At 71.3% G+C, this 13,639-nt stretch carries 14 protein-coding genes; 12 read left to right on the top strand and 2 right to left on the bottom strand.

Annotated elements, in window-relative coordinates:
• Nucleotides 1-16 precede the first annotated feature (16 nt).
• From ACIBEF_RS00175 to ACIBEF_RS00125, 11 genes are all read left to right on the top strand, one after another.
• Nucleotides 17-1,498 carry a 2-hydroxymuconic semialdehyde dehydrogenase gene (locus tag ACIBEF_RS00175; RefSeq protein ID WP_396790405.1) on the top strand — a complete coding sequence of 494 codons (1,482 nt, stop codon included), beginning with the start codon at nucleotides 17-19 and terminating at the stop codon, nucleotides 1,496-1,498.
• A gap of 20 nt (nucleotides 1,499-1,518) precedes the next feature.
• The gene (locus ACIBEF_RS00170; RefSeq protein WP_396789799.1) at nucleotides 1,519-2,316 is read left to right on the top strand and encodes a 2-keto-4-pentenoate hydratase; all 798 of its coding nucleotides are present in this window, start codon (nucleotides 1,519-1,521) and stop codon (nucleotides 2,314-2,316) included.
• A complete protein-coding gene (locus ACIBEF_RS00165) occupies nucleotides 2,313-3,248 on the top strand; it encodes an acetaldehyde dehydrogenase (acetylating) (protein WP_396789797.1) in 936 nt (311 codons plus the stop codon). Before ACIBEF_RS00170 ends, ACIBEF_RS00165 begins: the two co-directional genes overlap by 4 nt.
• Nucleotides 3,245-4,327, top strand: coding sequence for a 4-hydroxy-2-oxovalerate aldolase (gene dmpG, locus ACIBEF_RS00160; protein ID WP_396789795.1), 1,083 nt, complete (start codon nucleotides 3,245-3,247; stop codon nucleotides 4,325-4,327). The genes ACIBEF_RS00165 and dmpG overlap by 4 nt, the downstream gene beginning before the upstream one ends.
• Complete coding sequence (locus tag ACIBEF_RS00155; RefSeq protein ID WP_396789793.1) at nucleotides 4,324-5,097, top strand: 2-keto-4-pentenoate hydratase; 774 nt, start codon at nucleotides 4,324-4,326, stop codon at nucleotides 5,095-5,097. Before dmpG ends, ACIBEF_RS00155 begins: the two co-directional genes overlap by 4 nt.
• A complete protein-coding gene (locus ACIBEF_RS00150) occupies nucleotides 5,094-5,516 on the top strand; it encodes a RidA family protein (protein WP_238669047.1) in 423 nt (140 codons plus the stop codon). The genes ACIBEF_RS00155 and ACIBEF_RS00150 overlap by 4 nt, the downstream gene beginning before the upstream one ends.
• Nucleotides 5,513-6,037, top strand: coding sequence for a 3-hydroxyanthranilate 3,4-dioxygenase (locus ACIBEF_RS00145; RefSeq protein ID WP_357205430.1), 525 nt, complete (start codon nucleotides 5,513-5,515; stop codon nucleotides 6,035-6,037). Before ACIBEF_RS00150 ends, ACIBEF_RS00145 begins: the two co-directional genes overlap by 4 nt.
• Nucleotides 6,037-7,038, top strand: a complete 1,002-nt coding sequence (locus ACIBEF_RS00140; RefSeq protein ID WP_396789791.1) for an amidohydrolase family protein — start codon at nucleotides 6,037-6,039, stop codon at nucleotides 7,036-7,038. The genes ACIBEF_RS00145 and ACIBEF_RS00140 overlap by 1 nt, the downstream gene beginning before the upstream one ends.
• 118 nt (nucleotides 7,039-7,156) lie before the next feature.
• The gene (locus ACIBEF_RS00135; protein WP_396789789.1) at nucleotides 7,157-8,620 is read left to right on the top strand and encodes an amidase; all 1,464 of its coding nucleotides are present in this window, start codon (nucleotides 7,157-7,159) and stop codon (nucleotides 8,618-8,620) included.
• A gap of 75 nt (nucleotides 8,621-8,695) precedes the next feature.
• Nucleotides 8,696-8,992 (top strand): hypothetical protein, encoded by a 297-nt coding sequence (locus tag ACIBEF_RS00130; protein ID WP_196930456.1) that lies wholly within the window; start codon nucleotides 8,696-8,698, stop codon nucleotides 8,990-8,992.
• A complete protein-coding gene (locus ACIBEF_RS00125) occupies nucleotides 8,979-9,386 on the top strand; it encodes a DUF5130 family protein (protein WP_396789787.1) in 408 nt (135 codons plus the stop codon). The genes ACIBEF_RS00130 and ACIBEF_RS00125 overlap by 14 nt, the downstream gene beginning before the upstream one ends.
• Before the next feature lie 57 nt (nucleotides 9,387-9,443).
• Here ACIBEF_RS00125 and ACIBEF_RS00120 read toward each other — a convergent pair whose 3' ends face one another.
• Both ACIBEF_RS00120 and pepN read right to left on the bottom strand, forming a co-directional pair.
• Nucleotides 9,444-10,007 carry a Uma2 family endonuclease gene (locus ACIBEF_RS00120; protein WP_396789784.1) on the bottom strand — a complete coding sequence of 188 codons (564 nt, stop codon included), beginning with the start codon at nucleotides 10,005-10,007 and terminating at the stop codon, nucleotides 9,444-9,446.
• Nucleotides 10,008-10,090: 83 nt separating this feature from the next.
• Nucleotides 10,091-12,640, bottom strand: coding sequence for an aminopeptidase N (gene pepN / locus ACIBEF_RS00115; protein WP_396789782.1), 2,550 nt, complete (start codon nucleotides 12,638-12,640; stop codon nucleotides 10,091-10,093).
• Between the two features lie 221 nt (nucleotides 12,641-12,861).
• Between pepN and ACIBEF_RS00110 the strand changes: the two genes are divergently transcribed.
• Nucleotides 12,862-13,488: a disulfide bond formation protein DsbA gene (locus ACIBEF_RS00110; protein WP_396789780.1), complete on the top strand. Its 627-nt coding sequence runs from the start codon at nucleotides 12,862-12,864 to the stop codon at nucleotides 13,486-13,488.
• The last annotated feature ends 151 nt before the right edge of the window (nucleotides 13,489-13,639 follow it).

Genomic DNA, 13,639 nt, shown 5'->3' with positions numbered 1-13,639 from the left:
CTGGGATCCGCGGCTGATGGCCGGTCACGCGCCGAGTGGTCCGCAGCGGTTGCGCAACTTCGTCGCCGGTGAGTTCGTCGACGGCGGAAACCCGTTCGCCAAGGCCAGCCCGGTCACCGGGGAGCAGGTCTTCGAGGTGGACGAGGCATCGCGGTCGACAGTGGACGACGCGGTGGCCGCCGCCCGGGCGGCGCTGCGGGGGCCGTGGGGTCGGATGGGGGAGCGCGAGCGCGCCGAGGTGCTGCGCCGCGTCGCCGACGAGCTGGAGCGCCGCTTCGACGACCTGGTCACCGCCGAGGTCGCCGACACCGGCAAGTCCATCGCCCAGGCCCGCAGCCTGGACATTCCGCGCGGCGCGGCGAACTTCCGCGCGTTCGCGGAGATCGTGGCGACCGCCCCCACCGAGTCGTTCACCACCGTCACCCCGACCGGCGGTCGGGCACTCAACTACGCGCTGCGCAAGCCGGTCGGCGTGGTCGCGGTCATCGTGCCGTGGAACCTGCCGTTGCTGCTGCTCACCTGGAAGGTTGCTCCGGCGCTGGCCTGCGGCAACGCCGTCGTGGTCAAGCCCAGCGAGGAGACTCCCGCCTCGGCGACGGTGCTCGCCGAGGTGATGGCCGCCGCTGGCGTACCGGCCGGGGTGTTCAATTTGGTGCACGGCTTCGGGCCGGACTCGGCGGGCGAGTTCCTCACCCGCCACCCGGGCGTCGACGCGATCACCTTCACCGGCGAGTCGGCCACCGGCGGCGCGATCATGCGTGCCGCCGCCGACGGGGTGAAGGCGGTGAGCTTCGAACTCGGCGGCAAGAACGCCGGCCTGGTCTTCGCCGACGCCGACCTGGACGCCGCGGTGGCCGGCTCGGTGCGTTCCAGCTTCACCAACGGCGGTCAGGTGTGCCTCTGCACCGAACGCATCTACGTGCAGCGGCCAGTCTTCGAGGAGTTCACCGCCCGACTGGCGAAGCGGGCGGGCGAGCTGGCGTACGGCTGGCCGACCGATGAGGCGACCGCCACCATGCCGCTGATCTCCCACCAGCACCGGGCGAAGGTGCTCGGCGCGTACGAGCTGGCCCGGTCCGAGGGCGCCGAGGTGCTGACCGGCGGCGGTACGCCCACCTTCGGCGACACCCGCGACGGCGGGTCGTACGTGCAGCCGACGGTGCTCACCGGGCTCGGCCCGGACGCCCGCACCAACCGCGAGGAGATCTTCGGCCCGGTGGTGCACGTCGCGCCGTTCGACACCGAGGACGAGGCGTACGCCCTCGCCAACGGCACCGAGTACGGCCTGGCGGCGACCGTGTGGACCCGGGACGTGGGCGTCGCGCACCGGGCCGGCGTCCGGCTCGACGCCGGCATCGTCTGGGTCAACACCTGGTTCCTGCGGGACCTGCGTACCCCGTTCGGCGGGGTGAAGGCGTCCGGGATCGGTCGCGAGGGCGGCGTGCACTCGCTGAACTTCTACTCCGAACTCACGAACGTCTGTGTGGACCTGTCGTGAGCCGTAGCGAGGGAGCGGGCATGGAAGCTGACATCGAGGCCGCCAACCGGGAGTTGGCCGACGCCCGCAGCACCGGTAAGCCGTGCGCGCCGCTTCGGGGCCGGCTGCTGCCGGAGGGCGACGTCGAGGCCGCGTACCGCGTGCAGCAACTCCAGTCGCGGGCCTGGCAAGGCCGCGGCGAACGCCGGGTCGGCGCGAAGATCGGGCTGACCTCCCGGGTGGTGCAGGAGACCTTCGGGGTGTTCCAACCGGACTTCGGCATGCTGACCGACGCCATGGCGGTCGGCGACGGGGTCGAGGTGCCCATCGACCGACTGCTCCAGCCTCGGGTCGAGGCGGAGATCGCGTTCGTGCTCGACAAGGACCTCCCGGACCCGCAGCTCACCACCGTCGACCTGATCCGCGCGGTCGACCACGTGCTGCCGGCGATCGAGATCGTCGACTCCCGGATCGCCGCCTGGGACATCTCCATCGTGGACACCGTCGCCGACAACGCCTCCAGCGGGCTCTTCGTGCTCGGCACCACGCCGCGCCGGCTCGCCGACGTGGACCTGCGACTGTGCGGGATGGTGCTGGAGCACGCCGGCGAGCCGGTCTCGGTGGGTGCGGGCGCCGCCTGCCTGGGCAACCCGCTGCACGCCCTGCTGTGGCTGGCCGGCACCCTCGCCCGCGCCGGTGACCCGCTGCGTGCCGGGGACGTGGTGCTCTCCGGGGCGCTCGGCCCGATGGTGCCGGTCACCCCCGGCGCCGCGTACGAGGCCCGGATCTCCGGGCTGGGTTCGGTGCGCACCTGCTTCAGCAAGGAGGGATCGGCATGAGCGTCGGCGTGGCTGTGCTTGGTTCGGGGAACATCGGCACCGACCTGATGATCAAGGTGTTGCGGCTGAGCGACAGCCTGCGCATGGTGGCGATGGCCGGCATCGACCCGGCCTCCGACGGCCTGGCGCGTGCTCGTCGGCTCGGCGTCGCCACCACCGCCGACGGCGTGGACGGGCTCGTCGCACTGCCCGAGTTCGCCGACGTCGAGCTGGTGTTCGACGCCACCTCGGCCGGCGCGCACCGTCGCCACGACGAGGTGCTGCGCGCCCTCGGCCGCACTGTGGTCGACCTGACCCCGGCCGCGATCGGCCCGTACGTGGTGCCGCCGGTCAACCTCGACGAGCACCTGCACCAGCCCAACGTCAACATGGTGACCTGTGGTGGACAGGCGACCGTGCCGATCGTCGCCGCGGTACGCCGGGTCACCCCGGTGGCGTACGGGGAGATCGTCGCCTCGATCGCGTCGAAGTCCGCCGGGCCGGGAACCCGGGCCAACATCGACGAGTTCACCGAGACCACGGCCCGCGCCATCGAGGTGGTGGGTGGTGCCGAGCGGGGCAAGGCGATCATCGTGCTGAACCCGGCGGACCCGCCGCTGCTGATGCGGGACACCGTCTACTGCCTCTGCCCGGACGCCGACGCGGACACCGACGCCATCGCCGCCTCGGTGGCGGACATGGTGGCGACCGTGCAGGAGTACGTCCCCGGTTATCGGCTCAAGCAGGACGTGCAGTTCGACCGGGTCGAGGCGTACCTGCCGACGCTCGGGCGGCGGCTCACCGCTCTTCAGGTGTCGGTCTTCCTGGAGGTCTCCGGCGCCGGGCACTACCTGCCCGTGTACGCCGGGAACCTGGACATCATGACCTCCGCCGCGCTGCGCACCGCGGAGCGGCTGGTCGCCCTGCGTTCCTCGGAGGTGGCCGCGCCATGACCGACCTTTACATCCAGGACGTGACGCTGCGCGACGGCATGCACGCCATCGCCCACCAGTACACAGTCGACCAGGTACGCACCATCGCCGCCGCGCTGGACGCCGCCGGGGTGGCCGCCATCGAGGTGGCGCACGGTGACGGTCTCGCGGGTTCCAGCGTCAACTACGGCCACGGCGCGGCCAGCGATGCCGAGTGGATCTCCGCCGCCGCCGAGGTGCTGACCACGGCGAAGCTGACCACGCTGCTGCTGCCCGGGATCGGCACCATCGCCGACCTGAAGGCGGCGAAGGCGCTCGGGGTGACCAGCGTGCGCGTCGCCACCCACTGCACCGAGGCGGACATCAGCGCCCAGCACATCTCGTGGGCCCGGGAGAACGGCATGGACGTCGCCGGGTTCCTGATGATGTCGCACATGAACGATCCCGCCGGGTTGGCCGGGCAGGCCAAGCTGATGGAGTCGTACGGGGCGCACTGCGTCTACGTCACCGACTCCGGCGGTCGGCTGCTGATGTCCGACGTGGCGCAGCGGGTCGACGCGTACCGGCAGGTCCTCGCCCCGGAGACGCAGATCGGCATCCACGCGCACCACAACCTGTCGCTCGGGGTGGCCAACAGCGTGCTCGCCGTCGAGCACGGTCGGGTCACCGGGTCCGCGCCGGTCGGCCCCGACGCGGTGCACGGTCGGACGGTCCGGGTGGACGCCTCCCTCGCCGGCATGGGCGCGGGCGCCGGCAACGCGCCGCTGGAGGTCTTCATCGCGGTCGCCGAGTTGCACGGCTGGAAGCACGGCTGTGACGTGTTCGCGCTGATGGACGCGGCCGACGACATCGTCCGCCCGTTGCAGGACCGGCCGGTCCAGGTGGACCGGGAGACGCTCTCGCTGGGGTACGCGGGTGTCTACTCCAGCTTCCTGCGGCACGCCGAGCGGGCCTCCGCGAAGTACGGCGTGGACGTCCGGTCGATCCTGGTCGAGTTGGGCCGCCGCCGGATGGTCGGCGGCCAGGAGGACATGATCGTGGACGTGGCCCTCGACCTGGCCGACAAGGAGCAGTCGCGAACGGAAGGTGGCACAGCATGATCGGCGTGGACATCGTCGGGATCGCCGAGAAGCTGGGCACGGCGGCCGACACGGCCACCGCCATCCCGCAACTCGCCGCCGAGACCGGCCTCGACGTGGACACCGCGTACGCCGTGCAGGCCGCGCTGCTGCAACGCCGGCTGAACGCCGGTGAGCGGTTGGTCGGGTTGAAGATGGGGCTGACCAGCAGGGCGAAGATGGCCCAGGTGGGCGTGGACGAGGTGATCTGGGGGCGGCTCACCAACGCGATGCGGGTGCCCGACGGCGGCGCGGTGGACCCGGCCGCGTACATCCATCCCCGGGTCGAGCCGGAGGTGGCCTTCCTGCTGGACCGGCTGCCCGAGCCGGGCGAGCCGGTCGGCGACTTCGCCACGGCGGTCCGCGCGGTCGCCCCGGCCATCGAACTGATCGACTCCCGGTACGCGGACTTCCGTTTCTCGTTGCCCGACGTGGTTGCGGACAACACCTCGGCCGCCGCCTTCGTGATCGGGCCGTGGGCACCGGTTCCGGCGGGGCTGGACAACCTGGGCGTGCTGCTGGAGGTCGACGGGCGGGTGGCGCAGGTCGGTTCGACGGCGGCGATCCTCGGTGATCCGCGCCGGGCGCTCGACGAGGGCATCCGGTTGGCGGGCCGGCACGGGGTGCGGCTGGAGTCCGGCTGGGTCTTCCTGGCCGGTGCCGCCACCGCCGCTGTTCCGTTGCGTCCCGGCGCCCACGTCCGCGCCGTCGTCGAGAAGCTCGGCACGGCCTCGCTGCGGGCGTCGTCGTGACCGCCCGGGTGGTGGCCGGGAAGGCCGTCCCGCGGGGGGCTTTTCCGCACGTCAAGGTCGCCGGTGGCTTCGTCTTCGTCTCCGGTACGTCGTCGCGGCGCGCGGACAACACCTTCGCCGGCGTCGAGGTGGACGGGTTCGGCACCACCAACCTCGACATCCGGGTGCAGACGCGGGCCGTCATCGAGAACGTGCGGGATCTGCTGCGTTCGGTCGGCGCGGACCTCACCGACCTGGTGCAGGTGACGGCGTACCTGGTCAACATGAACGACTTCGGTGGTTACAACGAGGTGTGGGCCGAGTTCTTCGACGCCTCCGGACCGACCCGTACGACGGTGGCGGTACACCAGTTGCCGCACCCGCACCTGCTGATCGAAATCCAGGCCGTGGCCCTTCTTCCCTCGGGAGGTCAGTCGTGAGTGAGATCGCCGAGCCGTTCAGCTTTCCGGGCTGGATCGCCGACAACCAGCACCTGTTGAAGCCCCCGGTGGGCAACAAGGAGATGTTCCCCGGCGGGGACGACTTCATCGTGATGGTGGTGGGTGGGCCCAACCAGCGCACCGATTTCCACGTGGACCCGTACGAGGAGTTCTTCTACCAGGTCAAGGGCAACATGCACATCAACCTGGTCACCCCGGAAGGGCCGCGTACCGTGCACGTGCGCGAGGGGCAGATGTGGATGTTGCCGCGAAACACCCCGCACTCGCCGCAGCGGCCGGAGGCCGGCTCGATCGGCATGGTCGTCGAGCGGGTCCGTGAGGAGGGCACCCTGGAGACGTTCCAGTGGTACTGCCCGGAGTGCGGCGACAAGGTGCACGAGGTCGAGTTGCAGGTCCGCGACATCGCCGCCGATCTGCCGCCGGTGTTCCAGGCGTTCTACGCCGACGAGTCGGCGCGCACCTGTGCCAACTGCGGCACCCTGCACCCGGGCAAGGGCTGATGCCCGCAGGCGTGGTCGACGTGCACACGCACGTCGTACCCAAGGGTTGGCCGGACCTCGGCGCGGCGTGCGGCGGGTCCGACTGGCCGTGGTTGCGGGTCGACTCCGAGCGCGCCGCCATGATCATGGTGGGGGAGACGGAGTTCCGCCCGGTCGGCGCGGAGTGCTGGGACGCGTCGCGCCGACTGGCCGACATGGACGCCGACGGCGTGGCCGTGCAGGTGGTCTCGCCCACCCCGGTCTTCTTCAGCTACGACCGCCCGGCCGACCAGGCGGTGAAGGTGGCCCGGATCTTCAACGACCTGACCCTGGAGGTCACCGCCGCCGGGGGTGACCGACTGGTGCCGTTCTGCCAGGTGCCGCTCCAGGACCCGGACGCCGCGTGTGCCGAGCTGGACCGCAGCCTCGCCGCCGGGCACGTGGGCGTGGAGATCGGCAACCACGTCGGCGATCGGGACCTGGACGACGCCGGTGTGGTCACCTTCCTCCAGCACTGCGCCGAGGTGGGCGCACCCGTCTTCGTCCACCCGTGGGACATGCCGGGCGGGCCACGGCTGGACCGTTGGATGGCCCGCTGGCTCACCGGGATGCCCGCCGAGACGCACCTGTCGGTGCTGGCGATGATCCTCGGCGGTGTCTTCGACCGGGTGCCCGAGACGCTGCGGATCTGTTTCGCGCACGGCGGCGGCAGTTTCCCGTTCTGGCTCGGCCGCGCCGACAACGCCTGGCACCGCCGTGGCGACCTGGTCCGGGGCGCGTCCGCCGGCCCGCCCAGCAGCTACCTCGACCGGTTCAGCGTCGACTCGGTGGTCTTCGCGCCGCCCGCCCTGCGGCTGCTGGTCGACACCCTGGGGGAGGATCGGGTGCTGGTCGGCAGCGACTACCCGTACCCGCTGGGTGAGCGGCCGGCCGGCGCGGTGGTTCACGCCGCCGACTTCCTCAGCGAGGACCAACGCGACAAGCTCCTGTCAACCAACGCCCTGCGCTTCCTGCACGGCTGAACGCGGCTTACGTCTGCGGCTCGACACGTCAAGCCCGCGGTGGGCATCCGGTTGGTCCGTTTCCGGTCTCCGGCGCGTGTCGGCTGCGCGAAGGGCCGACTGCCGGCAGGATGGCGTAATGGCCGAGCCGCACGACCTGACCGGGTTGGAACAGGCCGCCGCGATCACCCGCGGCGAGCTGTCCAGCGTCGACCTGGTCGAGCATTCCCTGCGCCGGGTCGCGGCGCTCGGCGACACCGTGGGCGCGTTCGTCACCGTCACACCGGACCTCGCCCGGCAGGCCGCACGCGCCGCCGACGCGGCACCTCACGAGGAGCGCGGCCCACTGCACGGCGTGCCGACCGCGATCAAGGACCTGACGCTCACCGCCGGGGTTCGCACCACCTTCGGTTCGGCAGCCTTCGTCGACTTCGTCCCGCCGGTCGACGCCGACGTGGTCCGCTTCATCAAGGCCGCCGGTCTGGTCAGCCTGGGCAAGACGACCACCTCCGAGCTGGGCTGTTCGCTCTACTCCGAGGGCCGGGTCGCGCCGCCGGCCCGCAACCCGTGGCAGTTGGCGTACACGGCGGGCGGATCCAGCGGTGGCTCCGCGGCGGCGGTCGCGGCCGGGCTGGTCCCGGTCGCCCAGGGGTCCGACGGCGGTGGGTCGCTTCGCATACCGGCGTCGCTCTGCGGCCTGGTCGGCTACAAGCCCAGTCGGGGCCTCGTCTCCGGCGGGCCGATCGGCTCCGGCGCGTTCGGCCTGCCCACCGCCGGCCCGCTCGGGCGGACGGTCACCGACGTCGCCGCACTGCTCGACGTCATGGCCGTTCCCGTCCCCGGCGAGCCCTACCTGCCGCCGCCCGCGCCGCCCGGCGGCTACCTGGCCGTCGCGCGTCGGGCCGAGCCCGGCCCGCTGCGGATCGGCCGGTTCACCACGCCGATGCTCGCCGAAGAGCCGGTGCATCCCGACTGCGTGGCCGCCGTGGACCGGGCCGCCGCGCTGCTCACGGCGGCCGGCCACGAGGTGGTCGAGGTGCCGCCGCCGCTCGGGCCGGCGGCGTGGCCGCTGTTCGAGACCCTCTGGTACGTGCTGGCGCTCGCCCCGGTGCCACCGCAGCGGGAGGCGGAGCTGCTGCCGTTGACCCGGCTGCTCCGGGCCCGGGGCGCTGAACTCTCCGCCGGCACCCTGACCGCCACCCTCGGGGAGTTGCAGGCGCAGGTGCGCCTCGGTGCCCGCCGCACCGCCGGGTGTGACCTGCTCCTGTGTCCCACCCTTGCCACCCCGCAGGCACCCGTCGGCTGGTTCACCGCCGACGCGGACCCGGCCGCCGACTTCGACCGGCAACGCCGCTTCTCGCCCTACTGCGCCATCTTCAACGTCACCGGCGATCCCTCCGTCTCCCTGCCACTGGGTACCACGACCGACGGACTGCCCGTCGGGGTGCTGCTCACCGGCCGGTACGGCGACGACGCGCGGCTCATTGCTACCGCTGCGCAACTGGAGAACTGCAGTGACGGATGGGATCGGCACCCCGCAATCTGGCGGGCCGTCGACTCCGCTAACGTGAATGGTGACGGAGTCGGGCGGTCGGCAGCGTGATCGTCCATCCGACCCGGTTTTTCACTGTCGTCCTTCTTCCGCCTGGGGGCGTTGGGATTGTCTGTTACCGAGACGTTGCTGGTCTTCGTCGGCATCCCGTTGGCCGCGGTGCTGGTCATCGCCGGCCTGTCGTACGCCGGTAGCCACGGTGGTGCCACCGGCGGTGGCGGTGGTGCCAAGCGCTACCGCCCGGGCCGGCCCTTCGACTTCACTCCGGTCTGGTTCCTGGGCCGTCCGGAGCAGCTGGCCGACTCGGCCGGCACCGCGCTGACGGCGGGGGCGCAGGCGCCCGCGCTGACCAGCCACAAGCTTGAGCAGGCCAGCGTCGAGGCGCCGGCCGGTGGAACCGGAGGCGCAAGTGACCGTTGGTGAAAAGCAGGCCGGGTCGGATAATCCGCCCGAGGTGCTCGACGGGCCGTTCTCGACCCGCCAGCTGCTGCGCATCGACGAGGCGTTGCGCCTGGCCGACAAGGGCACCGGTCTGGTCTTCTCGGTCTTCGTCGGTGGTCTCGACGAGCCGATCCGTGAGCACGCCCAGCGGCTGCACGGTCAGCTCGCCGAGCCCGACAAGTCGGTGCTGATCGCCGTGTCGCCCAACCAGCGCCAGCTGGAGATCATCACCGGGCGGTACGCCCGCAAGCGCATCCCCGACACGTACGCGAAGCTGGCCGCGCTCTCCATGGTCGGCGCGTTCAGCGGCGGTGACCTGGCCGGGGGCATCATCAACGGCCTCGACCAGCTCGCCAGCCACGCCGGCAAGGGCTAATCCCTTCCAGGTACGACGAAGCCCGGCCCGCTCTTCAGCGGGCCGGGCTTTCTCGTGTCAGCGCGGCCAGGCGCTCGGGTCCAGCCTCATCGTCCACGGCTCGTCCACGGTCACCGCGTCGTCCGGACCAATGGTGCCGACCAGGTCGTAGTGCACGTCCTTGATCAGGCGGTATCGGTAGATGATCGGGCCGAAGTCGCCTCGCTCCACACGCCAGTAGTGCGGAATCCCCGCTTCAGCGTAGAGACCGGGTTTGGTGAAGCGGTCATGCCGGCGGCTCGTCGGCGACTCCACTTCGACAACGAGACTGACGCCCTGCGGTTGATGCCAACGCACACCACGTGGGGTGTTTGGCTTCAGCACCGTCACATCCGGAATCAGGTTGCCCGACGGCAGCCCCAGCCCGATCTCACGAATAATCCGCCATCCATCTGGTGCCGCAGCCCCCATGGCCGTCCGGATGCTGTCGGCCAGCTCGTGGTGATCGTCGTCGGCCGGTGGGGTCACGTGCAGGCTCCCGTCGATGATCTCGTAGCGGTTCCCATCCTCGGGAAGGTTGAACAGGTCCTGCTCGCGCCACGCGCGCGCAAGGGGCCGCCACTCGTCGGTCGGCTGTGCCATCACGTCCACCTCCTCCCGCCACGATAACGTCCGGGGCCGGCGCGGGCTCACACCCACGCCGGCCCCGGGCCGGACAACGCCGCTCAGGCGCTCTGAGCGTCCTTCGCGCGGGCCTTCAGCGCCCGCACCACACCGTCGCGGCCCTCGGCCACCAGCCGACGCAGCGGGGCGGGGTGCCCGTCACCGGCCAGCCACGCGTCGGTGGCCGCGACCGTGTCGTCCTCCACCAGGTAGGTCGGGTACGCCAGCTGGGCGAACTCCTGCGCCGGCTCGCTGTCCCGGGTGGCCCACACCTGCCCGACCGCCGCGAAGTACCGCTCCCGGTACGGGGCAACCAGCTCCACCTGCGCCGGGTGGGCGAACCCCTGCAACAGCGCCCGGTGCCGCCAGTTGGGCAGCGAGTCCGGGCCGGTGAGCAGGGCCCACACGGCGGCCTTGTTCTCGGCCGTCGGCATCAACGCGTGCGCGTACGCGGCTTCCCGCTCGCCGCTGGCCGTGCGGTCGCTGCTCAGCTCCGCCTCGATCTCGGCGGTCCCGGCGGCACCGTTGGCCACCAGCGCGGCGAGGACCGACCAGCGCAGCTCGGTGTCGACGGTCAGCCCGGCCGGCATGCCGGTGCCGTCCAGCCAGCCGCGCAGCGTGGCCAGGTCTTCCTCGGAGCGGACCGCCGAGGTGAACGCACGGGCCCAGGCCAACTGGAATCCGCTGCCGGGTTCGGCGGCAGCGAGTGCGTCGCGGGCGGTTTGGGCCAGGTCGGCCCAGCCGGTCGGCGCCCAGGCCGGGTCGGCGTACAGGGTGAGCGCGGTGGTCGCCTGCCGCAGGGTGGCGGTGACCAGGTTGATGTCGGTCTCCGCGGGCAGCCCGCTCAGCGTCAGCGCCACGTAGTCGCGGGCGGACAGTTCGGCGTCGCGGATCATGTCCCATGCGGCGGTCCAGCAGAGCGCGCGGGCCAGCGACGAGTCGAAGCCACCGATGTGCTGCACCACGGTCGCCATAGAGCGCTCGTCGAGGCGAAGCTTGGTGTAGCTGAGGTCGTCGTCGTTGAGCAGCAACACGTCGGCGGCCCGGACGCCACGCAGCGCGGCGAGATCCGTGTGCTCGCCGCTCACGTCCACCTCGTACCGCTCCCGACGGACCAACCGTCCGTCGGCCAGGTCGTACAGGCCCACGCCGATCCGGTGGGTCCGCAGCGTCGGGTACGCCGCCGGGGCCTCCTGCCGCACCAGCACCTGCTCGTACGTGCCGTCGGCCCCGATGGTCACCTCCGGACGCAGCGTGTTGACCTGCGCGGTCTCCAACCACTGCGCGGCGAACTTGCGCAGCTCCCGCCCGGATGCGGTCTCCAGCTCGGTGAGCAGGTCGTCGAAGGTGGCGTTGCCCCAGGCGTGCTTGCCGAAGTAGGCCCGAAGCCCGGCCACGAACGGCTCCTCACCCACGTACGCGACGAGCTGCTTGAGCACGCTCGCGCCCTTGGCGTAGGTGATGCCGTCGAAGTTGACCTCGACGGCCTCCATGTCCGGCATCTCGGTGTAGACCGGGTGGGTGGAGGAGAGCTGGTCCTGCCGGTAGCCCCAGTTCTTGCGGATGGACAGGAAGGTCGTCCACGCCTCGCTGAACCGGGTCGCGTTCGTGTTGCACCAGTGGCTGGCCCACTCGGCGAACGACTCGTTCAGCCACAGGTCGTTCCACCAGCGCATGGTGACCAGGTCACCGAACCACATGTGGGCCAGCTCGTGCAGGATCGTGTTGGCCCGCTGCTCGTACTCGAAGTCGGTGACCTGCGAGCGGAACAGGTAGTGCGACTCGGCGTGCGTCACGCAGCCGAAGTTCTCCATCGCGCCGGCGTTGAAGTCGGGCACCCAGAGCTGGTCGTACTTCGGCAGCGGGTAGCGCACGTCGAACTTCTCGTGGAAGAAGTCGAAGCCCTGCTTGGTGATCAGGAACAGGTCGTCGGAGTCCAGGTACTGGGCCATCGACGCTCGGCAGAACACCCCCAGGTCGATGCCGTCGTGCGTGTCGCGCACCTCGTGGTACGGCCCGGCGCACATCGCGGTGATGTAGGTGCTCATCCGGGGCGACTCGGTGAAGTGCAGCGTCTTGAGCGCCTCACCCGCCGGCTCCTCCCGCTGCACCGGCATGTTGGAGACCGCACGCCAGTGCGCCGGCACGGTGACGTGCCAGGTGTAGACGCTCTTCAGGTCGGGCTGGTCGAAGCAGGCGTACACCCGCTGCGCGTCGGCCGTCTCGAACTGGCTGTAGAGGTACGTCTCGCCGTCCACCGGGTCGACCGTCCGGTGCAGACCCTGACCGCTGTTCGAGTAACCGAAGTCGGCGTCGACCACCAGGACGTTGTCGCTGTCCAACCCGGACAGGGTCAGGCCCTTCTCGGCGGACCAGTCGGAGAGGTCGACGGGCGTGCCGTTCAGCGTCGCGGACCGCACCGACTCGGCGGCCAGCTCGATGAACGTGGTCGCGCCCGGTTCGGAGCAGCGGAACCGGACCTCGGTCGTCGAGGAGAACGTGCGGCCGTCGGCCGCCAGCACGGCGCTGGACAGGTCCAGACTGATGTCATACCCCGTCACGTTGAGCAGGCGTGCCCGCTCGGTCGCCTCGACCTGCGTCAGGTTGCGCACTCCCGGCACTGTTCGTCTCCATCCCACATGTCGCCGTACGCCCGGCGGCGCCCGTTCGCCTACCGCTCGTGACGGCTGGCCCGATTCGAGTCTTCCATGTACGGGCAGCCCGCGGTGGCCGAGGTCACGCTCTCATTCGGGTGCCGGTCGATGCGCTGCGGGGTGAAGATTCTCCTCAGACGCCGACCTGTCGGCGCCACCCGTAGCGAAGGGATCTCACAGTGACCGAACGTGTCACCGCCGACATGTGGTTCGACCCGGCTTGCCCGTGGGCCTGGATCACCTCTCGCTGGCTGCTCGAGGTCGAGCAGATCCGGGATGTGGACATCCGCTTCCACGTGATGAGCCTGGCCGTGCTCAACGACGGCCGGGACGAGCTGCCCGAGGAGTACAAGGAGTTCCTGAAGACCGCGTGGGGCCCGGTGCGGGTCTGCATCGCCGCCGAGCAGCTGCACGGCAACGACGTGCTGCGCCCGCTCTACACCGCGCTCGGCACCCGGATCCACCTGCAGAAGCAGGAGCGGGGTCCGGAGCTGTACGTGGCCGCGCTCACCGAGGCCGGCCTCGACCCGGCACTGGCCGCAGCCGCCGACAGCACCGACTACGACGAGGCACTGCGGGCCAGCCACGAGGCGGGCATGCGCCCGGTCGGGCAGGACGTGGGCACTCCCGTCGTTCACGCGCCCGGCCCGGACGGCGCCCCGGTGGCGTTCTTCGGCCCGGTGATCACCCCGGCTCCGAAGGGGGAGGCCGCCGGCCGGCTGTGGGACGGCGTGCTGCTGGTCGCCGGCACCCCGGGCTTCTACGAGCTCAAGCGCACCCGCGAGCAGAGCCCGATCTTCGACTGAGCGACGACCACCGCGCCCCCGTCCGTGCGTCGACAGTCGCGCGGACGGGGGCGTTTCTCGTCCTCCGCCGAGGTCGGCGGTGGGTCGTCGCGTCACCGGGAGGCGGGCGGCGTCGTTTCCCTCGGTGTCCGCCGCAGCGACCCGAAGGGCC

Origin of the sequence: Micromonospora sp. NPDC050795, from assembly GCF_044456785.1 — a bacterium.
GTDB lineage: Bacteria > Actinomycetota > Actinomycetes > Mycobacteriales > Micromonosporaceae > Micromonospora.
This window is presented reverse-complemented; position numbering and strand designations above follow the sequence as displayed.